22 protein-coding genes are annotated in these 24802 nt (G+C 66.9%); 7 read left to right on the forward strand and 15 right to left on the reverse strand.

The features are described from left to right. Positions 1–106: 106 nt before the first annotated feature. The 5 genes from DES52_RS01130 to DES52_RS01150 form a co-directional block, all read right to left on the reverse strand. Entirely contained in the window at positions 107–2083 is a 1977-nt protein-coding gene (locus DES52_RS01130; protein ID WP_170130830.1) for an ATP-binding protein, read from the reverse strand. 98 nt (positions 2084–2181) lie between these two features. Next, positions 2182–3480 carry a PAS domain-containing protein gene (locus DES52_RS01135; protein WP_170130831.1) on the reverse strand — a complete coding sequence of 433 codons (1299 nt, stop codon included), beginning with the start codon at positions 3478–3480 and terminating at the stop codon, positions 2182–2184. Positions 3481–3712: 232 nt separating this feature from the next. Beyond that, the gene (locus DES52_RS01140) at positions 3713–5629 is read right to left on the reverse strand and encodes an MDR family MFS transporter (protein WP_110884916.1); all 1917 of its coding nucleotides are present in this window, start codon (positions 5627–5629) and stop codon (positions 3713–3715) included. Between the two features lie 145 nt (positions 5630–5774). Continuing rightward, the gene (locus DES52_RS01145) at positions 5775–7058 is read right to left on the reverse strand and encodes a glycosyltransferase (protein WP_110884917.1); all 1284 of its coding nucleotides are present in this window, start codon (positions 7056–7058) and stop codon (positions 5775–5777) included. Between the two features lie 42 nt (positions 7059–7100). After that, positions 7101–7697: a TetR/AcrR family transcriptional regulator gene (locus tag DES52_RS01150; RefSeq protein ID WP_170130832.1), complete on the reverse strand. Its 597-nt coding sequence runs from the start codon at positions 7695–7697 to the stop codon at positions 7101–7103. A gap of 157 nt (positions 7698–7854) precedes the next feature. Between DES52_RS01150 and icd the strand changes: the two genes are divergently transcribed. Beyond that, entirely contained in the window at positions 7855–9102 is a 1248-nt protein-coding gene (gene icd, locus DES52_RS01155; RefSeq protein ID WP_110884919.1) for an NADP-dependent isocitrate dehydrogenase, read from the forward strand. A gap of 160 nt (positions 9103–9262) precedes the next feature. Next, complete coding sequence (locus DES52_RS01160; RefSeq protein ID WP_170130833.1) at positions 9263–10225, forward strand: ribose-phosphate diphosphokinase; 963 nt, start codon at positions 9263–9265, stop codon at positions 10223–10225. A 64-nt stretch (positions 10226–10289) separates the two neighbouring features. Here DES52_RS01160 and DES52_RS01165 read toward each other — a convergent pair whose 3' ends face one another. Then, complete coding sequence (locus DES52_RS01165) at positions 10290–13181, reverse strand: GAF domain-containing sensor histidine kinase (protein WP_110884921.1); 2892 nt, start codon at positions 13179–13181, stop codon at positions 10290–10292. 13 nt (positions 13182–13194) lie between these two features. After that, positions 13195–13863 carry a response regulator gene (locus tag DES52_RS01170; protein ID WP_110884922.1) on the reverse strand — a complete coding sequence of 223 codons (669 nt, stop codon included), beginning with the start codon at positions 13861–13863 and terminating at the stop codon, positions 13195–13197. Positions 13864–14185: 322 nt separating this feature from the next. On the opposite strand from DES52_RS01170, the gene DES52_RS01175 reads away from it, so the two are divergent. The 4 genes from DES52_RS01175 (at position 14186) to DES52_RS01190 (ending at position 18372) form a co-directional block, all read left to right on the forward strand. After that, entirely contained in the window at positions 14186–14974 is a 789-nt protein-coding gene (locus tag DES52_RS01175; RefSeq protein ID WP_110884923.1) for a substrate-binding periplasmic protein, read from the forward strand. A gap of 98 nt (positions 14975–15072) precedes the next feature. Next, positions 15073–15732, forward strand: a complete 660-nt coding sequence (locus DES52_RS01180; RefSeq protein WP_110884924.1) for a DUF6683 family protein — start codon at positions 15073–15075, stop codon at positions 15730–15732. Positions 15733–15770: 38 nt separating this feature from the next. Beyond that, the gene (locus tag DES52_RS01185) at positions 15771–17660 is read left to right on the forward strand and encodes a chorismate-binding protein (RefSeq protein WP_110884925.1); all 1890 of its coding nucleotides are present in this window, start codon (positions 15771–15773) and stop codon (positions 17658–17660) included. Next, positions 17641–18372, forward strand: a complete 732-nt coding sequence (locus tag DES52_RS01190) for an aminotransferase class IV (RefSeq protein ID WP_110884926.1) — start codon at positions 17641–17643, stop codon at positions 18370–18372. Before DES52_RS01185 ends, DES52_RS01190 begins: the two co-directional genes overlap by 20 nt. Positions 18373–18413: 41 nt before the next feature. Here DES52_RS01190 and DES52_RS01195 read toward each other — a convergent pair whose 3' ends face one another. The 4 genes from DES52_RS01195 to DES52_RS01210 form a co-directional block, all read right to left on the reverse strand. Continuing rightward, complete coding sequence (locus DES52_RS01195; RefSeq protein ID WP_110884927.1) at positions 18414–19028, reverse strand: hypothetical protein; 615 nt, start codon at positions 19026–19028, stop codon at positions 18414–18416. A gap of 77 nt (positions 19029–19105) precedes the next feature. Next, positions 19106–19657, reverse strand: a complete 552-nt coding sequence (locus DES52_RS01200; protein ID WP_110884928.1) for an SRPBCC family protein — start codon at positions 19655–19657, stop codon at positions 19106–19108. A gap of 46 nt (positions 19658–19703) precedes the next feature. Continuing rightward, positions 19704–20399 carry a PIG-L deacetylase family protein gene (locus DES52_RS01205; RefSeq protein WP_110884929.1) on the reverse strand — a complete coding sequence of 232 codons (696 nt, stop codon included), beginning with the start codon at positions 20397–20399 and terminating at the stop codon, positions 19704–19706. Between the two features lie 38 nt (positions 20400–20437). Further along, positions 20438–20866 carry a hypothetical protein gene (locus DES52_RS01210; RefSeq protein ID WP_110884930.1) on the reverse strand — a complete coding sequence of 143 codons (429 nt, stop codon included), beginning with the start codon at positions 20864–20866 and terminating at the stop codon, positions 20438–20440. 174 nt (positions 20867–21040) lie between these two features. Here DES52_RS01210 and DES52_RS01215 point away from each other — a divergent pair, with 174 nt between their 5' ends. Continuing rightward, positions 21041–21751 (forward strand): aspartate/glutamate racemase family protein, encoded by a 711-nt coding sequence (locus tag DES52_RS01215; RefSeq protein WP_110884931.1) that lies wholly within the window; start codon positions 21041–21043, stop codon positions 21749–21751. A gap of 3 nt (positions 21752–21754) precedes the next feature. On the opposite strand, the gene DES52_RS01220 is transcribed toward DES52_RS01215, so the two are convergent. The 4 genes from DES52_RS01220 to DES52_RS01235 all read right to left on the reverse strand — a co-directional run bounded on the left by DES52_RS01220 (position 21755) and on the right by DES52_RS01235 (position 24772). Beyond that, positions 21755–22861, reverse strand: coding sequence for a glutathionylspermidine synthase family protein (locus DES52_RS01220; protein ID WP_110884932.1), 1107 nt, complete (start codon positions 22859–22861; stop codon positions 21755–21757). Further along, positions 22861–23226: a hypothetical protein gene (locus DES52_RS01225; RefSeq protein ID WP_110884933.1), complete on the reverse strand. Its 366-nt coding sequence runs from the start codon at positions 23224–23226 to the stop codon at positions 22861–22863. Before DES52_RS01225 ends, DES52_RS01220 begins: the two co-directional genes overlap by 1 nt. A gap of 60 nt (positions 23227–23286) precedes the next feature. Then, on the reverse strand, positions 23287–23727 hold the full coding sequence (locus tag DES52_RS01230; RefSeq protein ID WP_110884934.1) for a hypothetical protein: 441 nt from the start codon (positions 23725–23727) through the stop codon (positions 23287–23289). A gap of 79 nt (positions 23728–23806) precedes the next feature. Then, on the reverse strand, positions 23807–24772 hold the full coding sequence (locus DES52_RS01235) for an MBL fold metallo-hydrolase (RefSeq protein ID WP_110884935.1): 966 nt from the start codon (positions 24770–24772) through the stop codon (positions 23807–23809). Between the last annotated feature and the right edge of the window lie 30 nt (positions 24773–24802).

Raw genomic sequence — 24802 nt, forward strand, 5'->3', positions numbered from 1 at the left:
CGCCGCCTCGAGCGACCGCTCTCCCGCGACGTCCTACCCCGTCGTCGCCGCACCCGAATTCGTCCTGCCGGGATCGCGCTCGAGGGCTGGCGTGACACGTCGACGGTCATAGGGGAAGGATCACGGTGAAAGTCGCGCCCACACCCACTTCACCGTACGCCTCCACGCGCCCGCCATGCCGTTCGATCACGCGCCGGACGTGCGCCAAGCTCACGCCGGTTCCCGACCCTTCGGGGTGAAGTCGGGTGAACAGCTGAAAGACTCGCGGAGCGTCCTCCGCGTCGAACCCCGCGCCGTTGTCGCGCACCCACACGCGCACCTCGTTCCCGGTCCGCTCGCTCCCCACCTCGATTCTCGCCACGTCGCGAAAGCGAGTGAAGCGCAACGCGTTGTGCAGCAAGCTCGTGAACGCCAAGCGAAGCAGTCGCGGGTCGCCGTTCACGACGGGCAGAGGCGCCACGGCCCATTCGACGCGTCGTCCCTGCACTTCGCGGGCGAGGTCGCTCACGACCTGGGCGATCAGCAAGTCCATGGGAACGCGCTTCACGTCGAGAGTGACGCGCTCGTGACGCGTGAGGTGCGCGAGTTCCTCGATGAGGGTCGCCGCGCGCTCCGCCTCCTCGCGCACCAATTCGAAGAGCGCCGCTTCCCGATTCTCGAACACCGCGCCGTACCGTCGTTGAAGAAGCGCCAGAAAGCCCATGACGCGCCTCACGGGCTCCGAGAGGTCTCTCGACATGGAAGCGGCCATGGCGAGGAGTTCCGCGTTCAGGTCTTGAAGGCGAGCGGTGCGTTGCGCGACTTGGGCCTCGAGGTGCTCGTTCGCCTCGCGCAAAGCCCGCTCGAGATCCTTGCGGGCCGTGACGTCGAAGTTCACGCCAACGCTGCGAACGCTTCGGCCGCCTTCGCGCCGCACGTCACCCACGCCTTGCAACCAGCGGACCACGCCGTCGGGATGCACGACGCGGAATTCCTCGTCGTACACTCCGCCATTCTCGATCAAGTCGCCCACGATGCGAGCGAGACGGGCGCGGTCGTCCGGATGGACTTGCGCGACGAACGTGTCGAACGACACCGGCGCCGTCGGCGAGGCGCCGAGCAGCACGTGCATCTGGCCTGTCCAAGCGAGTTCGCCCGTCTCGAGATTCCAGTCCCACATTGCCATGTTCGCCGCTTCCAACGCGAGCAGCAGTCGCTCTCGGCTGTGGCGGAGTTGCCGCTCGACCGTCTTTCGGTGCGTCACTTCGCGCATGTGCACGACCGCTCCGGCCGCGTCGAGCGTCGCCGTTCGCACGTCGAACCATCGAGTGCCGTGCCACAGCAGGACTTCGCCGCGCCACGACGCGCCGTCGAACCGAGTGGCGCGCACGGCGCCCAGCAAATCGCGCGCTTCGGGGTCGCGCAGGATGTCGGCGAGCAGGCGACCTTCGAGAGGTTCGCCGTGTCCGAGCCATTCGCACGCAGAAACGTTCGCGAACGTGACGCGCTCGTCCGCGTCGACGGTGACGACCGCGTCACCGAGGCTGTCGAGGATCTGCGCCGTTCGCCTTTCTTGGCGTTCCGTGCTCGCCGCGAGCAAGGCGCGCTTCAAGGACTGCGCGCACAAGGAGGCGACGGTCGTGAGGGTCTCCTGCTCGGCTTTGGAGAACGGCGCGTCATACGCGTACGTCAACGCGATCACCCCGAAGGAGGCTCCGGAAACGGTGAGCGGCAGGGCCGCCACGCGTCCAGCGCCACCGAGCGGGTCGCGTGGAATCCACGGATAACCGCTCGCGACGTCGTCGGCCGTCAGGAACCGCGCGTGACCGTCCAAGACGCTTCGCGTGACGGGCAGGGGTGCGTCGAGCGACAAGGACGCGTGCGCGTCCATGAAGCCGTGGGAGTACCCCCGGCTGCTCGCGAGGCGCAGCAGACTCGTGGTGTCGTCGAGGAGGAACACGTTTCCGGCCGTGGCACCCACGGCGATCAAGCCGTGCTTCAAAACGGCCGCCATGACGTCGTCGGGCGTCTTCGTCGTCGCCAGAGCCAAGGCAAGGCGCGCCATGGCCTGAGCGGCGGATTCGCTCCGCTCGTCGGGCTTCATGGAGCCGCCAAGGATCGCGCGTGCATGCCTTAGCCTATCAGCCCACATCCCCCGCGTTCGGGCGCCCCGTTCGAGCGAAGCGGCGTGGAACGGTCGCTTCAGGACGAGGGGGGCGTTTCGGACAAGACGCATCCCACGCCGATCAAGCCCTCGGAAGACGTCAGCACCGGGTAGCAACTCGCCAGGAACTGCACCTCTGCGTCCTGGGACGCGCGGCGCAGCACCAACCCTTTGAGGATCTCCTTCGTTTCCCGCACCTGCCCCACGGCGAGCGCCAGTTGCGGCCATTCGGGCAATTCGCGCGTCACCTTGCGGCCGACCAACTGATCGGCGGGCTTGCCTGCCATTCGCGCGAACGCCGGATTGACCCGCAACACTTGCATCTTGGCGTCGATCAAGACGAAGCCGACGGGCGCGTGCTCGTACATGGTGTTGAGGATGGCGGACGTGCGTCCAAGTTCTTGTTGAGCGTCACGGTCGCGCTCGAGACGCTGTACGTTGGCCAGCACGTGCGCGCAAGCGTCGGCGAGGGCCATCAGTGATTCGCGCTCTTGCATCGAGAAAGGTCCGCGCGGCCCGAAGCCGAAGTCGAGCGTGCCCACCACTCGGTCGCCGACCACGAGCGGCAACACCACCCTCGCTTGATTGGCGTACAGGGGGGTGGCGGCCAGCTCGGGAAAAGATTGCTGAAGATCGGTCGGCGTGAGGAAGAGCGGGGTTCGCTCCCGAACGGCGGTGCTGCTGGGAATCTGCAAGTCGAGTGGCACGAGCGGCCAAGCGTTCACCGTGGCGTCGTCGTACCCGATCGTACCGAGCACACGCAGGTGCTGCCCGTCCGGTTCGATCTGTGCGACGCCCCCGACGAACGCGCCGGTGACGGGAAAGCCTTGCGTGAGAATGACGCGTACGACTTCCTGCACGGTCTGAGCGCCGGTCAGGCCGATGACGACTCCGTACAGTTGCGCGGCGAGCGCCGGGACGGAGCCGCGCGAGGCGGGCACGCCCACGGCTCCCTGCTCGCCGGATTCCTCGAACACCGCGCACACGCCGACGAGCACGTTCGAGTCGGAATGCACGGGCGTGAGGGTGACTTGCCAAGTGCGCACGACGCCGGGCCGAGCGGGGGTTTCACCGGTCACGCGGGCCGCGTGGGCTTGTCCCGAGTCGAGCACACGCTGCAAAGCCCGTTCGAGTGGCCGAGCGAGGCTTGGAAGCAGTTCGCCGATCGCGCGGCCGATGTGATCGGCGACGTTCAGTCCGTTCGCCGTGGCGTGGGCCGCGTTGAGCGAAGCGTAGCGAAGGTCGGGCGTGAAGAACGCGACGCCGTCGCGCACGCTGTCGAGAAGGGCTCGCAGGTGCGGATCGGGTCGAACGTTCGCCGGGTCGGAAGGACTCACGAGAAACATCATAATCTTTTCATGTGTTCGTCGATCACGAACCGATGGGCTGGTGCGGCAACGCCGCCCAAGTGAGCCAGCGTCGCCGGACGCCCTCGTTGCTTTCGGCTCGTTCGGGGCCCGGTTCGGCGAGAGGCGCCGGAACGCGCGTGCTCGCGCCGACGTGGAGTGTGCCTCGCGAATCGGCGCCCCCATGAGCGTCTTCGCGAGGCACACGCGCCTCCTTCGTATCTCAGACTTCGACGTGGGCGGGTCGGCTCGCCGCGGTGCCTTGACCCCGTTTCGGAAGTCGCAGGTTCGGCAGCATCAGCGTGGCGAGCAAGGCGAGGGCCGCGATGAGGACCGAGATGAGGTAGATGCGCGAGATGGAGTTCGAGAAGCTCACTTTGAAGGCGCGGGCGAGCTGGCCGATGGTCGTGTCCGCTTGGGTGACGGCTTGCGTTTCGGCTTGCGAGAGGCCTTGCAGGGTGCCTTGCAAAGCTTGCTGCGTCGCGGCGGGAGGCACGTTGTCGATGTTGCCGAGCAGACCGCGCAGTTGCGGAGGGGTCTGCGCGTCGCCTTGCAAGGCGGCGATCGCTCGCGGGTCCTTGTCGCGCAGGGCGCGGGTGATCAAGTCGCGTTGTTGCGCGAAGCCCTGCTTGATGCCCTGCTCGGCTTGCACGCGAATGGCGTCGGCGTCGAAGCTCGCGCCCGCTCGGCTCGCGCCGGAAGACGCGCCGGAGGTGTTCTGGAATCGTTCGATTTGGCTTCGAAGCGAGGGCGGGGCGTCCTGAGCGACTTTCCCGATGTTCGTGGAAAGCTGCGCCGAGAGGGTGGACGTGAGGATGGCGCCGAAAATCGCCGTGCCGATGGTCGAGCCGATTTGCTGGAAGAATTGGCCGCTGGAGGTCGCCACGCCGATTTGCGTGGGCTGCACCGCGCTTTGCATGGCGAGGGTGTAGAGCGGCAACGCGGGTCCGAGCCCGAGTCCGAGGACGACCATTCGCGCCACGACTTGCCAGTAGGGCGTGTCGGGTCCGAGCGTGGACAACCAGAGGAAGGCGAGGGCGGCGACCGAGAGGCCGATCAGCATGAGCGGCTTGTACACCCCGAGGCGAGAAGCGATTTGCCCGGAGCCCACCGCGCCGATGATGAGGCCGATGGTGAGGGGAATGGTGGCGGTCCCGGCGGCCGTCGCGGACACGCCTTGCACTTGCACGAGGTAAAGCGAGAGGAAGAGGATCGCGCCGAGGAAGGCCGCGCCGATCATGAAGCGCGCGATGGAGCTCCACAAGAAGGTCTTGTTGCTAAAGAGCGACAGGGGCAGGATCGGACTTTCGTGGCGCGACTCGACGAACAGGAAGGCGATGAGGGCGACGATCGTGAGGCCGAACATGGAGAGGATGAGAGGGCTCGTCCACGCGTACGTTCGGTCCGCGCCCCACGTGAGGGCGAGCAGCAGCGGCACGGAGGCGAGCACGATGAGGGCGGCGCCGAGGTAATCGACTTTGGGCTTGAGGCCCGAGGCGAGGCGCGGCATCTTCGAGAGGATGAAGAACACGGCGATGAGGCCGAGCGGCAAGTTGACGTAGAAGACCCAGCGCCACGAGACGTTGTCGGTGAGAAAGCCGCCGAGGAGCGGACCGATGACGCTCGAGAGGCCGAAGACCGCGCCGAACAGGCCTTGATAGCGGGCGCGTTCGGCGGGCGCGAAGAGGTCGGCGATGATCGCGAAGGCGACCGAGCCGAGGGCGCCCGCGCCGAGACCTTGAACGCCTCGGAACACGACGAGTTGCATCATGCCGCCGCCAGCGAAGTTGCCGAGGAAAGGCTCGCCCGCCATGCCGCACAGCGCGGAGCCGATCAGGAACACGACGATGCCGAAGAGCAGCACGGGCTTGCGTCCGTAGATGTCGCTGAGCTTGCCGTAGATCGGCACCGTGACGGTGTTCGTCAAGAGGTAGATCGTCGTGACCCACGAATACAGCGAGAGGCCGTTGAGCTCCTTGGCGACCCTCGGCAAGGCGGTCGCCACGATCGTCTGATCGAGGGCCGACAGGAACAAGCCGAGCAGCACGCCGAAGAGGATGAGCATCTTCGTGCGCTGATCGAGCACCTCGGCGTAATCGATGCGTTCGTTTCCGATCGTGGGCGGTTGGGGTGCGGTCATAGATCTCCGTTCATACCACGTCGTGCGGGACGGTCGGCCAGAATGCGTAAGGGCGAGCCGAAAGATATTTCGACATGCGAAGCAGTTTGCGCCTCCTTGCATGGAGAGACTGTGAAGATCGGTACTGCAGCGCCTCCGGGCGAGCTCAGGCGTCCAAACCACGCGAGCGCGCGAAGGTCTCGACGATTCGAACGGCGTGTGCCGCGCCCTCCTCGGCGCGAATCGCGGTGCCCAGCGCCTTCGCCTTTGCGCGCATGGCTTCGTTCGTGAGCGCCTCTCGGAGAGCGGACGCGAGGCGCGAGGCGTCGAGCGCCCGCCTGAACACGGGCGCCGGGCCGACGTCGAGGGCGGCGACACGGCGCCCCCAATACGGCTGGTCGCCGAAGAAGGGAACGACGACGTTCGGTACGCCGCCGCGAAGCCCGGCGGCCGTGGTGCCCGCGCCGCCGTGGTGAACGACGGCCGACACTCGGTCGAACAACCACGCGTGCGGAACGGCCTCGATTCGAAAGACATGGTCGGGAAGCGTCACGTCCTCCACGTCGGCCCACCCTGACAGGAGGACGGCGCGCGCTCCGACGCGCTCGAGCGCCGCCAGGGCGACGCGAGAGGTCGCTGCGGCGTCCCGGTCGACCATGCTTCCGAAGCCGATCGAGACGGGCGGCGTTCCCGACGCGAGGAAGGCCGCGAGGGCGGCGGGCGGCGTCCACTGGGCCGGGGGATCGAGGAACCAAAATCCCGTGAGGTGCACGTTCGCGGGCCAATCGGGCGGTCTCGTGACGACGCGTGGGCTGACGCCGTACAACACGGGCGCATCGTACGCCGTTCGCTTGGCCGTGGTCGGCAGGCGCAGCACGTCTCGCCGCACGATGGCGTCGGCTTCTCGAAATCCCGCCCACATCATCGCTTCCATGAGGCGGTACGAGAAGCGGTTGGCGACGCCGCCGAGTCGTCCGACGGCGGGCGGCATCAGAGGCGCGGGAAAAGCGCGGGTGGGCGTGAACGGCACGAGGTGCGCTTCGATCAGCGGAACGCGAAGCTTCTCGGACAAGGCCCGCGCGAGCAGGAGGCCGCCGAGTCCCGCGAGCAGGACGTCGCAGCCTTCGCACGCGCTCAACGCCGCCCTCGCCCAAGCGGGGGCGGCGTCGCGGACGAGCTTGGCGGCGTGACGTTGAATGGCGACGAACCGTCCCTTGTCGAGCAGGGCCTTGAGCTCGGGCGAATTCATGACGTCACGGACGTCGCCGGGCAAGGCGGTGAACGAAAGGTGCTCGGCGCGGACGTCGGCGCCGAAGGTCTCGCTCGTGACGAAGCGCACGTCGTGTCCAGCCGCGCGAAACGCGCGTCCGAGGGCGAGGTACGGCTGGACGTCGCCCCGCGTGCCGCTCGCGATGATGGCGATCTTCACGACGTCCTGCCTTTCTCGCATTGGCCGCGTTCCTCGCGGGGACGGCGCCGGGTGAGGAGGGCGTCAGGGTGCACGCTGATCCAGTCCGCGCAACAGCAGGTCGGTCAAGCGGTCGGGCAAGTCGTTCCAGACCGCCTCGAGCGATTCGTCGCTCAGCGCGCGCTGCACGAGCAGGCCGATGACGACGCTCGCCACGAGTCGAGCGACGAGCGCGGGATCGTGTTCGCCCGCCACGCTCTTCGGCAGGCCGCCTTCGTCTCGCAGGGGAGCGAGGATGGTTTCACCGAAACGCCGCGCGAGGTCGCGGTCGGTCAGGACCGCCGACAAGACGGTTCGAAACAACGCCGAGTTCGACTCGTCGAAAGCATGCAGGGGAAATCGCAGCAGCGCGCGCAGCACGTCACGCGGCGAGGCGGCGGCGAGCTCGGCGGGGTTGATCGTGCCGCGCACGGTTCTCGCCGCCTCATCGAAGATGCCGAGCAACAGCGCCGCCTTGTTGTCGAAGTAGTTGTAGATGGTGCCGTCGGCGACGCTCGCCGCGCGGGCGACGTCCTTGATCGTCGTGGCGTGGAACCCTTTCTCGGCGAAGACCTTTCCGGCCGCCGCGAGGATGTGCGCTCTTTTCAGCGCCGCGATTTGGTCGTGGACCGTCTCCGCCATACCGCCTCCTGAATGATTGTTCAGCGAATTGAACATTCATTCAAACGGTACCCGTGAACGTCGCCGCGTGTCAACAGAGACGTCGAAGGCGATGTTCCTGAACGAGTAACAATGCGTGAAGTTCCCGCTTCGGTCGCCTGGGTTAAAGTGAGGCGCTATGGCGACCGATCCTCATATCCAGGTGCCCCAGTCGGGCGAGAAGATCTCGATGCAGGGCGGCAAGCTCAACGTGCCGAACAACCCCATCATTCCCTTCGTGGAAGGCGACGGGACCGGCCCGGACATCTGGCGCGCGTCTGTCCGCGTCCTCGACGCCGCCGTCGAGAAGGCGTACGGCGGAGATCGCAAGATCGAGTGGCTCGAAGTCTACGCGGGCGAAAAGGCCAACGAGGTGTACGGCGAGGCCATCTGGTTGCCCGAGGGCACCGTCGAAGCGTTTCGTGAGTACCTCGTCGGTATCAAGGGTCCCCTCACGACGCCCGTCGGGGGCGGCATTCGCTCTATCAACGTCGCCTTGCGTCAAGAGCTCGACTTGTACGCGTGCGTGCGCCCCGTCGTATACTTCGACGGCGTGCCCTCCCCCGTTCGGCACCCCGAGTACGTCGACATGGTGATCTTCCGCGAGAACACCGAGGACATCTACGCGGGCATCGAGTACAAGGCGGGCACGCCCGAAGCCGAGAAGGTTCGCGCCTTCTTGCAAGACGAGATGGGCGTCACCAAGATCCGCTTCCCCGAGTCGAGCGCCTTCGGCGTAAAGCCCGTCTCGAAGGAAGGCTCCGAGCGTCTCATTCGCGCCGCCATCCAGTACGCCGTCGACAACGGACGCAAGTCCGTGACGCTCGTGCACAAGGGCAACATCATGAAGTTCACGGAAGGCGCCTTCCGCGACTGGGGATACGACCTCGCCAAGCGTGAATTCGGCGCGACCGAACTCGACGGCGGCCCGTGGTGCACCTTGCCCAACGGCATCGTGATCAAGGACGTCATCGCCGACAACTTCTTGCAGCAAATCCTGCTTCGCCCCAGAGACTACGACGTCGTCGCGACGCTCAACCTCAACGGCGACTACCTCAGCGACGCCCTCGCCGCGCAAGTCGGCGGCATCGGCATCGCTCCCGGCGCCAACATCAACTACGTCACGGGCCACTCGGTCTTCGAGGCGACGCACGGCACCGCGCCGAAGTACGCGGGCAAGGACGTCATCAATCCGTCCTCGGTCATCCTCTCGGGCGAGATGATGCTGCGCTACATGGGCTGGACGGAAGCCGCCGACCTCGTCCTCAAGGGCCTCGACGCGACGATCCGCAACAAGACCGTCACGTACGACTTCGCCCGGGACATGGAGGGCGCCAAGCAAGTCAAGACGTCCGAGTTCGGCGACCTCATCATCGCCAACATGTAAGCTCGGCGCTTCGAGCGGGCGGATCGACGATCCGCCCGTTTTTCACGCCGCGCCTTTCCGTCCGAGTCATGGCGATGTGACGTCCCGCTAGCCGCGCCACTTCCATGACGGGTATGCTATTGAACGGTGCCGCACGCATGACGTGCGCCGGAGGTCTTCCTTGCTCACCAACAATCCCCCCCTGCTGGTCTTCAGCGGTCAAAGCAACTGCACCCTCGCCGAGGAAATCTGCACGGAGCTCGGCATTCCACTCGGCAAGAGCCAAACGGAAAAGTTCTCGAACGACAACCTCGTCGTTCGCTTCTCCGAGAGCTTGCGCGAAGCGGACGTGTTCATCGTGCAAAGCTTCACGACGCCCGTCAGCGACTCCATCATGGAACTTTTGCTGATGATCGACGCCGCCAAGAGCGCGTCCGCCGCGCGCGTCACGGCCGTCGTGCCCTACTACAGTTACGCTCGCAGCGACAAGAAGGACGAGCCGCGCATCTCCATCGCGGGCCGCCTCGTCGCCGACCTTCTGCAAGCGTCGGGCGCCGACCGCTTCCTCACGATGACGCTGCACTCGCCGCAAGTGCACGGCTTCTTCAAGATCCCAGTAGATCACCTCAGCGCGACCGTCGTCATCTCCAATCACATCAAGAGCGTCGTGCCGAACGCGCACGAGGGCGTCGTCCTCGCGCCCGACGCGGGTGACATCAAGCGCGCGTCCGCCATCGCGCGCCGCTTGGACGCCGGGCTCGCGTTCATCGACAAGCGCCGCACGTCCGACACGACCGTGAACGCCCGCGCCCTCATCGGCGATGTGCGCGGCAAGAACGTCTTCATCGTCGACGACGAGATCGCCACGGCGGGCAGCCTCGTGGAAGCCGTGAACCTCGCCAAGGAAATGGGCGCCGCCGACGTGTACGTTGCCGTCACGCACGGCGTGTACACCGGCCCCGCCGTCGAGCGCATTCGCGATTTGGACGTGGTGGAAGTGTGCTCCACCAACACCGTCCTCGTTCCCAAGGGCAAGATCGAAGGCTCGAACGGCAAACTCCGTACGCTGTCGGTCGCGCCGCTGTTCGCGCAGGCCATCCGCAATATCCACACGGGCGCGAGCGTCTCGACGCTGTTCGAGTAACCACGAGTCGACCCTTCGCGGAGGTGGACAGGGCCAGAGCGCCCCGCCCATCTCCGCTCGCTTTTCAAGCGGGAAACGTGAACTTCAGCGACGCACCTTCGCCGGGCGCGCTCGTGACGTCGAGGCGGCCTCCGGCAAGCGTGACGCGCTCGCGCAGGCCCATCAGGCCGAGATGCCCCTTGCTCGCGAGGTCGCCCGCGCCGCTCACGTCGAATCCCGCGCCGTCGTCGAGGACGCTGACGTGCACCTCGCCGTCCTCGAAGGCGATGCGCACGGCGGCAGAGTTGGCGCGCGCGTGCTTGTCGACGTTCGTGAGCGCTTCTTGCACGAGCCGGAAGATCGTGAGCTCCAAGCTCGACGCGAGTCGGCGCTCGGCGCCTTGAACTTCGAGGCGGCTGGGCGTGCGCGCCTGCCCGGCCAGCCACTCCAACGCCGGAAGCAAGCCGAGGTCGTCGAGAACGCTCGGGCGAAGGTTGCGGGCGAAGCGACGCACCGAGTCGATGGCGGCGCCGAGGTCAGCGCGGATGTCGAGGGCATGTTCGCGGGTGTCACCGACGAGGCTCTTCGAGAGGCGATCGAGCCGTCGTCCGATCGCCACGAGGACTTGCGCGGTGTCGTCGTGCAGTTCGCGTGAGATGCGCTTGCGCTCCTCTTCCTGCGCTTGCGTGAACAGCGCGAGGTACGAGCGCAACTCGAGTTGACCGCGCGTGGCCGCCTCGGCTTCCTCGCCGCGCCGCGCGATCTCCTCGGCGAGACGCAGCTGCTCGCTGAGGTCGCGCGCGACGAGCAGAACGCTCAGCACCTCGCGGTCACGCACGACGGCGCTGAGACGCAGTTCGAGTCGAGCGGCGCTCCGTCGCCCGACGGCGGTCACTTCGCACGTCACCCCCTTCGACGGATCGGCGAGGCAATCGTGCCAAGCGCGGTCGAACACGAGGCGCGCCTCCTCGCCCAGCAGATCGCGCAGGTGACGCCCCGAGACGTCTCCGAGAAGCTTCTTCGTGGCGGGATTCGCGTAGGTGATCGTGCCGCCCGAAGCGCACGCGAGGATGAGGTCGTGCGCGCCCTCGGCGAGCAGACGGTAGCGGGCTTCTTCTCTTTCGAGCGCGGCGAGCAGCAGTTCGCGCGAGGTCGTGAGAGCGAGTTGATCGGCGACGCTGCGAGCGAGCGCCAGCACACGCTCGGGCGGCGCTTCCTCGCGCATGACGTCGACGTACACGAGGCCGAGCAGCGCGTCGCCGCTGCGAATCGGGACGATGAGGCCCGAGCCCGCCCCGTTCAAGGCTTGACGACGCGTGAGGCGCTTCGGGCCGCGTCCGAGTCCCGACAGGAAGCGCCGCGCGTCCTCGGCGCGAACGTTCACGCCGTGCGACGCGAGTTCCACGACGTCTCCGCGCTCGTCGAGCAGCGCGAGAAAGCCCCGGTCGGCGTTCAACGCGAACGTCACTTCGCGAACCGCTTCGCGCAGCGCTCCTTCGCGGCGACCCGTTCCCAGCAGGCGCGAGAGGTGCAGCAGCACGCCCGCCTCGCGTTCGCGGCGCACTTCCTCTTCGTACAGACGCGCGTTTTCGATGGCGAGGGCCGCTTGCGCCGCGAACACCTCCAACAAGCTCAACTCCTGCTCGTCGAGGGTGAGCGGCCCTTCCCAATACAAGGACAAGCCTCCGAAGGTCTTGCCGCGCGCGGCGAGCGGCAAGCCGACGAGACCACGGTACGGGTACTGGCCCGACGCGAGCAGGGCGCGGGTGTAGCGCGAGCCGCCCTCGACCTTCTCGGCTTTCACGTCGCGCACGCACACCCGCTCGCCCTTCTCGACCGCGCGTCCCACGACGCCCGTGCCGACCTTCGCGCGGGCGCGCAGCACGTACTCGCTCGTCAGCCCGAGCGCCGAGCGAATGGCGAGGGTGCGCGCGTCGGGTTGAAGCTCGTACACCGCGCACGCCGAACAGCCGAACAAGCGACGCGCATGCTCCAGCAGTTTCTCGAGGGTATCGGCGAGCTTGAGGCTGCCCGACAGGGCGCTGCCGACTTCTCGCAGTTGCTCGGCCGAGCGGCGCCCGCGCGATTCCTCCTCGTACAAGCGCGCGTTGTCGATCGCGAGGCTCGCCTGCTCGGCGAGCGCGAGCGCGAGCCACACGTCGTCCTCGGAGAGCGGCGAGCCGGACCGCTGCGTGTCGACGTAGAGCACGCCGAGCGGACGGCCGCGCGCGGCGAGCGGCACGATGAGGCAGCGTTCGGGCGCGAGGTCGGCGAGCCCTTGCGCGAGCGGCGTCTTGGCGTCGCGGGCGCGGTCGAACAAGATGGGCTCGCCGCGCCGCACGAGCCGCTCGAATGACTGCGGTCCCACGCCGATGCCCTCGCCGAAGTCGGCGTCGAAGCCGAACGTGAACACCTGACCCGTCTTGGCATGGTCCATGCCGATTTCGAGGAACAGTCCAACGAAGGCGCGGTCGAAGTTCAAGGCGCGCGCCGCCGACTCCGCCGTGGCGGACAGCACCTCGCCGAGGTCGAGCGATCCGCCGATGCGCCGCACGAGGTTCGCGACGACTTCCGCCACGCGCCCGCGCCCGCGCCGCTCGTCGCGGGCGAGCACGCCTTCGAGAGCGAGGCCGACGAGCGCGGCGAGCGCCGAGAGTTCGGCCACGCCGTCCTCGCTCGCCCCGACGAGTTCGATCACGCCGCGTCCGAGCGGCACGACGCTCACGAGCCCCTCCCCGCTCGGCGCGCGTGCCTGCACGGCGGCCACGGCAAGTTCGTCTCTCAACAGCGCGAGCCCACGCCCGCTTTCGCACAAAACGTGCAGCCCTCCGTCGCGCAGCACCGACACGCGAGCGCCGTGCGCCCGTCCGAGGGCGAGCGCGAGCTCGCACAGCCGCGACGCGAAGGCCGAGCCCGAGTCGCACTCGGCGAGCACCGAAAACGGGTGGGAAACGGGAGGCACGAGCGAGACGGTCATGGCGTCCTCGGCGTTACTCGAGCGCCGCGACGTCGATCCATCCGCGCTTGATGCCGTACAACACGGCTTCCGTGCGGCTTCCGACGCCGAGCTTCGAGAAGATGTTGGCCAGGTGGACTTGCACGGTGCGCGGCGAGATGTCGAGGTCGCGGGCGATCTCCTTGTTCGTGCGGCCTGTCGCGGCGATGCGGAGCACCTCCAGTTCGCGCGGGCTGAGAAGTTCCTCGGCGGGGCTGGGGTTTTGCTGGGCCGAGAAGCGCTCCAGCACCTTCTTCGCGACCGTGGGATGCAGCGCGCTCTCGCCCGCCGCGACGGCGCGCACCGCGCCGAGCAACTCGTCTTCCGTGGCGTTCTTGAGGATGTATCCGGCGGCGCCCGCTTCCAACAGCGCGAAGACGTACGCGTCGTCGTCGTAGCTCGTGAGGACGAGCACGCCGATGGTCGGCATCTCGGCCTTGATGCGCTTCGTCGCCTCGATGCCGTTCATGCCGGGCATGGAGACGTCCATCAAAATCACGTCGGGCGTGAGGGCGCGCGCCTTGAGGATCGCTTCCTCGCCGCTTTCCGCTTCGCCGACGACTCGCAAATCCGCCTCGCCCTCCAGAAGGTCGCGCGTTCCCTTGCGTACGACGGGGTGGTCGTCCACGAGCAGCAAGCTGATGGTTTTGTCGGCGGTGTTCATGCAGACAGTGTAGTGCCTGAACCGTCGAGTCTGCCGAGTCGAGCCGCCCGACCTTCGTGTCCACGCATCGACGTGTTTTGCAAGCGCTTTCGGCTCCTCGTGCCCCGGTCATCCAGCGTTCGGCGGCGTCGCGACTGCCATCTCGTCTCGGCCAAAGCATTGCGATTGCCTTGCCCCGCAGAACGCGGCTGTAAGAGAACTGATAGAACGCGAGGCTATGCTGAAGAAGAACCACCGACAATTCAGGATTTCTTGACGGTTTTGCAAGCGCTTTCACTCGCCTCGGGCGAACGCCCGAGAACTCGTCAGCAAGGAAGTGATCATGTCGACTCCTCGAAAGCGGCGTATCCGTTCTCTGGCTTCCCTCACCCTGCTGAGTCTGTCGTCCCTCCTGCCCGGCTCGGCAGTCGCGGCGGATTTGGGCAAGATTCAAAGCAGCGGCGTCTTGCGAATCGGCTTCTTCGGAGAGAATCCCGGGCTGTTGACGACGAGCGGACGCGAGGTGAGCGGCTTCGCGGTGGAGCTGATGAACGCGATCGCCAAGGAGATGAAAGTCCGGACGATCTCGTGGAGCAAAGCTCGTTCTTCCGACGAGCTGATGCCCGAGTTGCAGGCGGGAACGTTCGACGCCATCTTCTCGACGCTCGGGTCGCTCAGCGACGTCGACACGAGCACGCCGCTCGCCTGCGCGGGCGGCGTGCTTCTGACGCGCAAGGGCGGACCGACCGACGAATCGGGTCTCAAAGGTCGCAGCGTCGCCGTCGCGATCGGCACCTCCTCGTTCTACTACGTTCGCAACTTGCCGTTCGCGAAGAAGGTCAACGTCTTCCGGACGTACGAACAAGCCTTTCACGGCTTCCTGACGGGCGGCATCGACGCGTTGGTCATGGAGCGGTTCGACGCCCTGAAGATGTACAAGAAGGTGGGCGCCGAGAAGTATCAGGTCAGCGCGCCGTTGTGGAACGAATACCTCTACGTCATCGTGCCGCGCGACGCGAACAAGTCGCTCACCGCCGCCATCAACGTGGCCATGAAGAAATTCCAGCAGGACGGCACGTACGAGAAGCTCAGCATGAGGTACTTCAGCCAAGACGTCCGCTGCGTGCAATGACTCGCGCGGCGCCGCCGACCGTTCGTGAGAATCCTCCGAGGCGTTCATCATGCTGAACTCGTACGATGAGCGGCAGTTCAAGCATTCCCGGAGGTTTCATGCATTCCCGAATTCGTCATATCGTCTTGCTCGCCCTCGCGCTCGGAGCGGTGCACGCATCGGCTCAGTCGGGCGCGAGCACCTTGTCCTTCGACAAGCTCTTCGCGCCGCCCGTCGTCACGGACGCCGCGAAGAAGGCCGACTTCTCGTACACCGTCACGCCCGAATCGAAGAAGAAGGCGCAAGACGACTACCTCGCGAGCCTCGCCAAGGCGAACGCGAACGCCGCGAAGACGCTCGAAGGGCAACTCGCGCGCAACGACGTCGGCGCGATCTACGCGCGCATCGCCAGCGCGCTGGGCCTCAAGCGCGGCGACCTCGCCGACACGTTCACGGCCTACCTGTTTTTGAACTGGAGCATCGTCAACAACGAGACGGACGACCGACCCGACGACAAGCAGCGCTTGGCGGCGCTGCGCGCGCAAGTCGCCAACCTTCTGGCGGGCAACGAGAGCGTGCGCGACGCACCGGCGCGTTCGAAGATGGGCGCCGAGTTGGAGTTGCTGTTCGTGACCTTGCAAGCCAGTTGGCAATCGGCCGCGCAGCAGGGATCGCTGAAACCGTTCTCGGAGAGCGTCGGCAAGCTGTTCAAGGACTCGATGGGCGTGGACCTCAAGACCGTGTCGCTCACGACGCAGGGAATGAGCGTCAATAACTGAGGGCGCCGCGGCGTCGCGCCGTGCTTTAGAATCGTTCGGTGTTGTCGCCGCGTGACGTCCTCGTTCGCCTGCGCGCCGCGAACGTGGTCGGACTCGCCCTGCTGGAGTCGGCGGGCCCGACCACCGAGTACGGCCGTTACTGCTTCCTGAGCGCCTCGCCGACGCGTGTCGTTCACGACGTGCCTCCTCGGCCCGACTTCGACGCGTTCTTTCCGGCGTGGATCGGCGGGTTGAAGTACGAGGCGGCGAGCGCGTTCGGACTTCCGTGTCACGCCAGTGAGGGGGAAGCGCAGACGTGGGCCTTCTACCCGTCGGGCCTCGTGTGGGACCGCGAGGCGGGCACGCTGGAGGTCGTCGGACAGCCGCACGTCGACTGGAACGCCGCGCTGAGCGCAAACGCGGCGACGCCCGAGTTGACGGTGGGCGAGTGGAGCGCCGACGACCTCGATTTCGAGGCGGGCGTGGCGGCCGTCCAGGAACTCGTGCGGGCCGGCGAGGTGTATCAGGTGAATCTCTCGCGGGGCGTCTCGGCGAGCGCGAGCGGCGATCCGCTCGCGGCGTACCTGCGTCTGGCGAACCTCAATCCCAGCCCGTTCATGGCGTACGTGGAGCTCGGCGAGGACACGATCGTGTCGTGCTCGCCCGAGCGGCTCGTGCGGTTGTGGAACGGCGAGGTGAGCGCGCGGCCCATCGCGGGCACACGGCGACGCGGCGAGGACGACCGAGAGGACGAGGCCTTGGAAGCGGAGTTGCGCGCGTCCGAGAAGGAGCGCGCGGAGCACACGATGCTCGTGGACCTCGTGAGGCACGACCTCGGACGCGTGAGCGCGGCGGGAAGCGTTCGCGTGCCGGACTTCATGCTCGTGGAGCGTTACAGCCACGTGATGCACCTCGTGTCCGAGGTGACGGGCGACGCGCGACCGGACGCTTCCCTGCGCGACGTTCTCGAGGCGACCTTTCCGGGCGGCACCATCACGGGCGCGCCGAAGCGGCGCGTGATGGAAGCGATTCGCGACTTGGAGCCGTCGCCTCGCGGATGGTACACGGGCGGCGTCGGCCTCGTGAGCGGCCCGCTCGTGGACGTGAACATCTTGATCCGCACGGCGAGCTTTCGCCGTGCGGGCGGGCAGTGGCGGGTGGACGTTCGGGCCGGGGCGGGCGTCGTGATCGATTCTCACGCGCCGCACGAGGCGCGCGAAACCCGGCACAAGGCGGCGGCCCTCCTCGCGGCCCTCACGCCCGCCGCGACCGCGAGGGCCGCGAGGCCTCCCGCGCCGCCTCGGCCGGGCGCGCCGTGGTCGCCGCCCGCCGCCGAACGGCGCTTCAGCGGGCGGGTGCTGCTGCTCGACAACTTCGACTCGTTCACGTTCAACCTCGCGCACGACCTCATGGCGCTCGGCGTGGAGGTGATCGTGCGCGAGAACACCGAGGACGTGGACGACTTGCTTGCGCCGCGCCCGACGCACGTCCTGATCGGGCCTGGGCCGGGCACGCCGAGCACGAGCGGCGTGACGCTTCGACTCGCGCGCACTTGCCTGAAGCGCCGCTTGCCGCTCCTCGGCATTTGCCTCGGGCATCAAGCGATCGGCGAAGTGCTCGGCGGGCGTGTGGAGCGCGCGGTGACGCCGACGCACGGCAAGCCCGACCGTGTTCGGCACGACGAACGCGCCCTCTTCTCGGGCATCGCCAATCCCGCGACGTTCACGCGCTACCACTCGCTCGTGGTGCGGGACGTGCCGCGCGCGCGTGTCACGGCGAGAAGCGAAGACGGGGAAGTCATGGCGCTCGAAGCGCTCGAAGGGCCCGCGTGGGGCGTGCAGTTCCACCCGGAAAGCGTGCTGTCGCGCGACGGGCGCACGCTTCTAGGAAACTGGTTGGAGCTCGGTTCGAGCGGGGAAGCGGTCGAGCGTGACACGACTCGCGCCTGAGTTCGACGACGCCGCTTGGCTGCACGGCTTGACGGCCTTCACGACGATTCGCACGAAATTCGGAACACCGCTGTTGTGGACGGCGCACCTCGAGCGCTTGAAAGGCACGTGCGCGTTTCTCGGCCTGCCCGATCCCGTCGAGGCGGCGAGCGAGCTTCGACCTCACTTGCCGAGCTTTCCCGAAGGTCGCCTGCGACTCACCGTGACGTCGAGCGGACTGCGGTGGTCGGCGAGCGAACTGCCCAGGTTGCCCGAAAGCGTCTCCAGGGGTGTGGCGGCGCACGTCACGACGCTGCGAGTGCATCCGCAGTTCGCGGCGCACAAGACGGGAAACTACCTTCCGTACGTCCTGGCCCTTCGAGCGGCCCACGACGCGGGCACGTTCGAAGGCTTGCTGCTGGGCGAGCAAGGCACGGTCGTGGACGGAAGCCGTACGAGCTTCGTGCTGGACGTCGAAGGCCGACTCGTCGTTCCGATCGGCGGGTTGCCGAGCGTGACGCGCGCCGAGTTGCTGCGCGAGCTTCGTGAACCCGTCGAGGAGCGCTTCGTGGACCTTCGCGACTTGGCGCGAACGCGGCGAATGTGGCTGGCGGGCAGCGGCGTGGGCGTCTTGCCGGTCTCGCGCTTGACGTGGAGTGACGGCGGACGTGACCTCGACGTCGCGTGCCCGAGCTTCGACCACCCTGCCTTGCGCCCTCCCTTGGAAGAGTGAAGCGCGACTCCTTTTCGGAGTCGCGCTTCGGTGGTCGTCGTTCAGCGACGGCGAGGGCCGCCGTGCACTTCGCGTTCGGTGGACAGCTGGCCTTCGTTGTCCGACGTGCCGCCTTCGGAGTCGGTGGCGCCCGCTTGCTGCAAGATGCGCGTCGCTTCCTCGGCGTACTCCTCGTCGGCGTCGCGCACGATCACCATGACTTTGCCCGCCTTGAGCGCGTCGTAGTAGCTCGCCGCGATGCGCTCGGGCACGCCGAAGCGCTCGAGCAGCTTCACGTAATCGCCGTGGTCACCGCCCGACAAGGCTCCGAACAGGCCGCCCAGGCTGCCGCCGCCGAGCGCGCCGAACATCACGCCGAGCAAACCGCCGCTCGCGAGAGGGCGCGCCTCGGGAATGACCAGCATGAGAATCCACGCGGGAATGGCCAGGCCAACGCCCGCGAGCGCCCCCAAGCCGATGCCGCGCAACACCGCGCCTGAACCGGCGGGCGCACCTTCCTCGTGGGACACGCCCGTCTCGGCGGCGAGTTCCTCCTGCGCGACCGGATCGAGCAGCGAGAACGCCAGTCGGTCACGCGAAAACCCACGCTGCAGCAAGGTCTGCAACGCGTTCCTCGCTTGCGTGGGTTCGTTGAACAAGGCTACGACGTTTTCCATCTCACCCTTTGTAGCACGCCGAGTGAACGTGGTGCAGGGGACAAAGATAACGAGGCTTGAGATTCAAGGACGCGCGCTCACTTCGCCTTGCGGCCGAACAATCCGCGCTTGCCGCGCTGGGCCTTTTGCGATTCGCGTTGCTTGCGCGCCATCTCCTGCGCGGCTTCCGTCACGGCTTGCGCGCCTTGGGCGTCCACCTGACGCTGCAACTCCACGAGCGTTTGCGCGGCGGCAGAACGCAAAAGGCGTTCTGCGGTCGTCGCGATCCACTTGTAGCGCACGGCGGCGTTCACGCTGAGGGTCACCTCGGTGCCGCCCGGCATGGGCTTGAACACCCACGCCTGCGCGAGCTTGTCGAACGGACCGAAGCCGCGCACCGTCTCCCATCCGCCACGCGTCGGAGCCTGCACCGAGCCGAACTTCGCCACGAAGGACATGCCGAGCAGACGCCGCGCGAGCTTGAACTTCACGAGGTTGCCGCTCGCGAGTCTCTCGTCTCCGACGTACGACCCGGTCGCGAAGCTCGGGTCCCACTTCGCCCGCCGCTTCGGGTCGAGGGCGTTTCGAAACAACACGTCCGTGCGGCCACGCACTTGAATCGTGTTCTTGAAAGAGATGGGAATCGACATGCCTCAAGATAACGCGCGCCGTGAAGGTTGTATTGAGAAAAACGGCTCAGCCGAGGTATGCACTGGCGGGAAGGTGCGCGGCGCGCAAGTTGAAGCGCTCTCCGTACTTCACGCTCGCCGCGCGGCCCGCCGCTTCCCGCGTGGCGAGGTACTGCTCGTCGGACCACTGCCACTTGTAAAAGTCGCGGTAGTAGCGAGCGACGTCGCGCCCGACCTCGAAGAACTCGGACGTGTCGATGGTGACGCTCGGAAACTCGCTGAGGGGATGATGGTACTGATAGATGCGGACGGGCGCGCGGTGGGCGTCGAGGCGCTCCTCGTCCCCCAAGCCCTCGTTCACGATTTTCGGAATGCGCGCGAGGGTCACGGCGTCGAACACGATCTTGGCGGTCACTCGGTGGTCGGGGTGGGCGCTGTAATCGTCCCAGGTGATGACCGCGTCGGGCCGGAAGCGCGCGTACAGCCGCGCGAGTTGCAACGCCTCGTCGCGCCCGCCGGTCATGCGCGAATCGCCCATGTCGAAGAAGTGATGCCGAGCGCCGATTCGCTCGGCGACCCACGCGCCGTGTTCGGCGCGCACGCGCGTGACTTCCTCGTGCGACGCCGCGCCGAACTGCGACGCGAGCTCGCCGAGGGTCGTCCAGACGAGCATGACCTCGTCGCCGCGCGCCGCGTGCTTCGCGAGGGTACCGATGCAGCCGATCTCGTCGTCCGGATGGGCAAAGACAGCCAGGATTCGCATAAGACGAATCCTACCGTGCCCGCTTCCGCGCGTGTCGGTCAGGCGCTGAGGTTTTCCACCACGAGGGCGCCGTAGTAGTTCACGCAAGTGCCGCCCGCCGCTTTGAACGCCTCGCACACCACGCGGTGATCGATACCGCGCGGAAAGGTCACGGCGACGACGTAGCGTCCGCGCAGCAAATGACGCACGTACGCCTCGACGTGCATGCGTTCGTCCGTCATGCCTTGCAACGCGCGTACGAGGCGCGCGACGAGGCCGTGGTGACGACCGTCGACGTCGAGGCTGCGAACGCCTTCCTCGCCTTCGAGGACTTGCACCTGCTCGTCGCCGAGCCCGAGCGCGAGGAGCCGTTCGGACAGCAGCAGGACGCTTTCGAGGTCCTCGAAGACGCCGTAGAGCTTGGGGCGCGACAGGAAACCGAAGTGGACGGCGTTGGCACGGCGAGTCGACGAGCGGTTCGGTTGCATGGTGAGCTCCTTGCGATACGGCGAGGTGAGCTTGAAGCCGCCAACGATCGGGAGGACGATGTCGATTTCATGGTACGCCGCTCGTTCATGCGAAACCGTAGCCGAATCCTGTCATCTCCTGACGACTTTCATCACTTTCTTGAGCCTGGGAGCGCGTTGGAACACAATGCGGTCATGCGAAGAATCGGCTTGATCGGCGGGATGAGTTGGGAGTCCACGTTGCTGTACTACCGCCTCGTGAATCAGATGGTGCGCGACGAGCTCGGCGGGTTGAAATCGGCGGACCTCGTGTTGCACTCGCTGGACTTCGACGCGGTCGCGGCCTTGCAACGCGCCGAACGTTGGGACGAAGCGGGCCGCATGCTCGGCGATGCGGGCGCGGGCCTCGCGCGCGCGGGCGCGCAAACGCTGCTGATCTGCACGAACACCATGCACCTCGTCGCGGACGAGGTGGAGCGCCGCTCGGGCGTCCCCGTCATCCACATCGCCGACGTGACCGCGAACGCCGCCAAGAAGGCGGGCGTGACGCGCCTCGGGCTGCTCGCCACGGCGTTCACGATGGAGCGTCCCTTCTACCGAGATCGGCTGGAGTCGCACGGTCTCGAGGTCCTCGTGCCGTGCGACACGGCGCGGGCGGAAGTCCACCGCGTGATTTTCGAGGAGCTGTGCCGAGGCGTCGTTCGTGAGGAATCGAAGGCCGCCTACTTGCAAGCGGCGCGCGAGCTCATCGACCGCGGCGCGCAAGGCTTGATTCTCGGATGTACCGAGATCTGCATGCTGATCTCGCAGGCGGACTTCGACGTGCCCGTGTTCGACACGACGGAGTTGCACGCGCGGGCGGCGGTGGCATTCGCGCTGCAAGACGAACGCGTCGCGGCAAGCTGAACGTCACTCGAAGTAATGCGGAACGAACCGGCTGGTGTTCTTCGTGATCCGCGAATCGTCCTCACGAATGCCGATGCCGCCCGCCTCGCCTTCGATGACCCAAGCGCCGATCACGGGATACACGGGTCGGCCCGTGGCATCGAGAAATTCGGGCAGGGGCGCGTAGCCTTGATACACGAAGCCCTCGGCGCCGTAGTCGCCGCCCGACGCTTCGCCGGGAAGGGTGACGTTGGCGCCCTCGCGCGACAACAACGGCTTGCGGACGAACTCGCCGGGCAGCGGCGAGAACGACGCGGGCAGCAAGTTCGGGTGGCCCGGAAAGAGTTCCCACAAGATCTTGAGGATGCCCTTGTTGCTGAGCACGGCCTTCCAGGCGGGCTCGGCGAACTGAGCGCCGGACGGCTCGATGAATCCGCCGAATTCTTCGTGAACGAGCCACTCCCACGGGTAGAGCTTGAACAGACGGTCGATGCGGTAGCCTTCGAGATCCACGAAGTCCGCGCCGTTCCAACCGATGTCCTCCACGAACAAGAACTTCGTGGTGTGGCCCGCTTGCGTGGCGACGTCCCTGAGGTACTCCACGGTGCCGAGGTCTTCTTGCGAGTCTCGGGCGCACGCGAAGTGAAACGGACCGATCGGCCACTTCGAGAAGGCGTCGAGAAGGCGCTCGTGGATGGAATTGAACTGGTCGGCGTCGGGCAGGACGTCTTCGAGCCACGCCCACTGCGCGACGCTCGCTTCGAGCAGGGCCGTGGGCGTATCGGCGTTGTACTCCAAAAGCTTCGGGGCGTTCACGCCGTCGTACGCGAGGTCCATCCGGCCATAGATCGGCGGAGCCCGGTGGTCCCACGACCGCCGAGCGAGCTCGGCGGCGAGCGGCGTCATGCCGAGTTCACCGAAGCGGTTCTCGCGCACGACGTGCTCGACGGCGATCAGCGACAGGCGGTGCAACTCGTTCGTGGCCTCCTCGAGCTCGTCGATCTGCTCGGCGGTGAAGGCGTACGCGGCGCGCTCGTCCCAATACGTGCCGCCCATCGAGTGGAAGAGGAAGCCGAGCTCCTCGTTGCGCGCGCGCCAATTCGCGCGAGGTGGAATGGCGACGCGCCGCATCAGCTTCCCGACGAGCGGCCCGAGGACCCGAAGCCGCCTCGCGAGACGGTGAAGGTGCGCGTGCCGATCGAGTGCGTGCTCCCCGACGAAATTCGGCTGGGCGCGACGAACTCGGACGAGAGGCCCGGACGGCGGTAGTACGTGCGTCCGCTGCGCGAGATGATCACCGGGCCGTAGTAGTGGCCGTAGTATCCTCCGCCGTAATCGCCGTCACGCTCGCACAATTGGTAGTCGTTCCAGTCGCGCAGGCAGTCTTGCAAGCTGGCGTACTGATACCTCGTCTGAGACGTGGGCGATCCGCAGGCCGTCAACGAGACGGACGCGATGAGAACGAGGCCGACGAAGCGGCTACGCTTGACGTTCATGCCTCAAGATACGCCAAGGACCTTCGAATGGTTCCCGAAGTTACCCTTGGCGAAGGCGGGTCAGGCTTTAAGGTGCTGTCCGCTCGACAGCGACCGCTCGACCGCGCCCGACACCTCGGCTTCGAAGCGTTCGAGGGCGGCTTCGAGACGCGCGATTTCACTCTCGGAGAAGTCGCGCAGCCACACGCTCGCGCGGCCCAGCACCGCGAAGGTGACGGTGTCGTCATCGTCCGATTCGACGGGGTCGAGGACCAGCGTGCCGAAGTCGAGGTTTTGGTTGAGCAAGTTCACGCCGAGCAGGACGTCCGCCAAGACTTCCTCGTCGACGTAGAGATCCAGATCGAGGTGGGCGCGCACCACGAGGCCGTCGCCGGACTCGGCGGGCACGGCGAACAAGGCGAGGTGCGTGTCGCCGAGAGGGTAGAGGGCGCCGTCCTCGACGCGCTCGACGTCGTGACCTCGGCGCGCGAGTTGTTCGATGAGGCGCTCGATTTCTGTCATCGCGCCGAGTATAGCGCCCCGCCTCGCGCACCACGGTACACCCACGAACGGTCGCTTCAAGACGAAAAGCGTTCGCGGATCAAGAGCGGTACACCCAAGCGCCGCCTTGCCACTCTCGGGCGAGCTCGCCGCGCAGACGCAAGTACTCGACGTGCGCGAGCGTCTCGGCGAGCGCGAAGCGGCGTCCGCCCGCCCCGAGCTCACGCGTGAACATCGCGAAGCTGAGGTCGAAGGCGGTGCGGGGCCGCTCGGCGAGCTCGCGCCGCACGAGGTCGAGGCGTTCCTCGTGATGGGCCGTGAGTTGCGCGGCGCGCTCCGCCACGCCGGTCATGAGCGGCCCGTGATGTCCGACGACGGCCCGCGCGGGATTCAAGGCGCGGATCTTGGCGAGCGTCTCGAAGTAATCGCCGAGCGGATCGGGACGCGAGTAACCGTACAACCCGACGTTCGGCGAGATGCGCGGCAAGATGGCGTCCCCGGCGATCAGGAGGTCCTCGTCGGCGTTCCACAAGCCGAGGTGCCCGTCGGCGTGGCCGGGCAGCCACAACACCGTCCAGTCTCGGTTGGCAAGGCGGCCCGTCTCCCCTTCCCGAAGCGGCGCGAGGCGCGTCGCGGGCAACACGCGGGCGCGGGACGTGCGCGAGTCGCTTTCGAGCGTCTCGAGCACATCGGGCGTCGTGCCGTGATCCACGAAGTGTTTGACGTGCCCCGGCAACCACGATTCCCACATGGCCCAGTAGCGCGCTCCTCGGCTGATGTCGAGGTCGAGCATCTGCACGACGGCGCCCGAGCGTTCCTCCACGAGGCCCGCGAGTCCGTAGTGATCGGGATGGTGGTGCGTCACGATCAGGCGTTCCACGTCGGGCCAGTGCAAGCCGAGCTCGGCGAGGCCGCTTTCGATGGCTTCGATGGCGTCGGGCGTGTGAAGGGCCGAGTCGATCATGGTCACGGGCGAGGCCGTGTCGATCAGGACGGTCACGGTGCGCATGGGGTACGGAATGGGCACGTCGAGGGCGTACAGGGAATCGAGGACCTTCGTCAGCATCGCCTCACCCTACCAGTCGCGCGCCGAACA

It is taken from the genome of Deinococcus yavapaiensis KR-236 (assembly GCF_003217515.1).
Taxonomy (GTDB): Bacteria; Deinococcota; Deinococci; order Deinococcales; family Deinococcaceae; genus Deinococcus_A; species Deinococcus_A yavapaiensis.

What these genes read in the sequence shown, in the direction of transcription:
- DES52_RS01130 (WP_170130830.1), bottom strand. Translation starts at nt 2,083, where the DNA reads ATGAAGCCCGACGAGCGGAGCGAATCCGCCGCTCAGGCCATGGCGCGC.
- DES52_RS01140 (WP_110884916.1), bottom strand. Translation starts at nt 5,629, where the DNA reads ATGACCGCACCCCAACCGCCCACGATCGGAAACGAACGCATCGATTAC.
- DES52_RS01145 (WP_110884917.1), bottom strand. Translation starts at nt 7,058, where the DNA reads ATGCGAGAAAGGCAGGACGTCGTGAAGATCGCCATCATCGCGAGCGGC.
- DES52_RS01150 (WP_170130832.1), bottom strand. Translation starts at nt 7,697, where the DNA reads ATGGCGGAGACGGTCCACGACCAAATCGCGGCGCTGAAAAGAGCGCAC.
- icd (WP_110884919.1), top strand. Translation starts at nt 7,855, where the DNA reads ATGGCGACCGATCCTCATATCCAGGTGCCCCAGTCGGGCGAGAAGATC.
- DES52_RS01165 (WP_110884921.1), bottom strand. Translation starts at nt 13,181, where the DNA reads ATGACCGTCTCGCTCGTGCCTCCCGTTTCCCACCCGTTTTCGGTGCTC.
- DES52_RS01170 (WP_110884922.1), bottom strand. Translation starts at nt 13,863, where the DNA reads ATGAACACCGCCGACAAAACCATCAGCTTGCTGCTCGTGGACGACCAC.
- DES52_RS01175 (WP_110884923.1), top strand. Translation starts at nt 14,186, where the DNA reads ATGTCGACTCCTCGAAAGCGGCGTATCCGTTCTCTGGCTTCCCTCACC.
- DES52_RS01180 (WP_110884924.1), top strand. Translation starts at nt 15,073, where the DNA reads ATGCATTCCCGAATTCGTCATATCGTCTTGCTCGCCCTCGCGCTCGGA.
- DES52_RS01195 (WP_110884927.1), bottom strand. Translation starts at nt 19,028, where the DNA reads ATGGAAAACGTCGTAGCCTTGTTCAACGAACCCACGCAAGCGAGGAAC.
- DES52_RS01200 (WP_110884928.1), bottom strand. Translation starts at nt 19,657, where the DNA reads ATGTCGATTCCCATCTCTTTCAAGAACACGATTCAAGTGCGTGGCCGC.
- DES52_RS01205 (WP_110884929.1), bottom strand. Translation starts at nt 20,399, where the DNA reads ATGCGAATCCTGGCTGTCTTTGCCCATCCGGACGACGAGATCGGCTGC.
- DES52_RS01210 (WP_110884930.1), bottom strand. Translation starts at nt 20,866, where the DNA reads ATGCAACCGAACCGCTCGTCGACTCGCCGTGCCAACGCCGTCCACTTC.
- DES52_RS01215 (WP_110884931.1), top strand. Translation starts at nt 21,041, where the DNA reads ATGCGAAGAATCGGCTTGATCGGCGGGATGAGTTGGGAGTCCACGTTG.
- DES52_RS01220 (WP_110884932.1), bottom strand. Translation starts at nt 22,861, where the DNA reads ATGCGGCGCGTCGCCATTCCACCTCGCGCGAATTGGCGCGCGCGCAAC.
- DES52_RS01225 (WP_110884933.1), bottom strand. Translation starts at nt 23,226, where the DNA reads ATGAACGTCAAGCGTAGCCGCTTCGTCGGCCTCGTTCTCATCGCGTCC.
- DES52_RS01230 (WP_110884934.1), bottom strand. Translation starts at nt 23,727, where the DNA reads ATGACAGAAATCGAGCGCCTCATCGAACAACTCGCGCGCCGAGGTCAC.
- DES52_RS01235 (WP_110884935.1), bottom strand. Translation starts at nt 24,772, where the DNA reads ATGCTGACGAAGGTCCTCGATTCCCTGTACGCCCTCGACGTGCCCATT.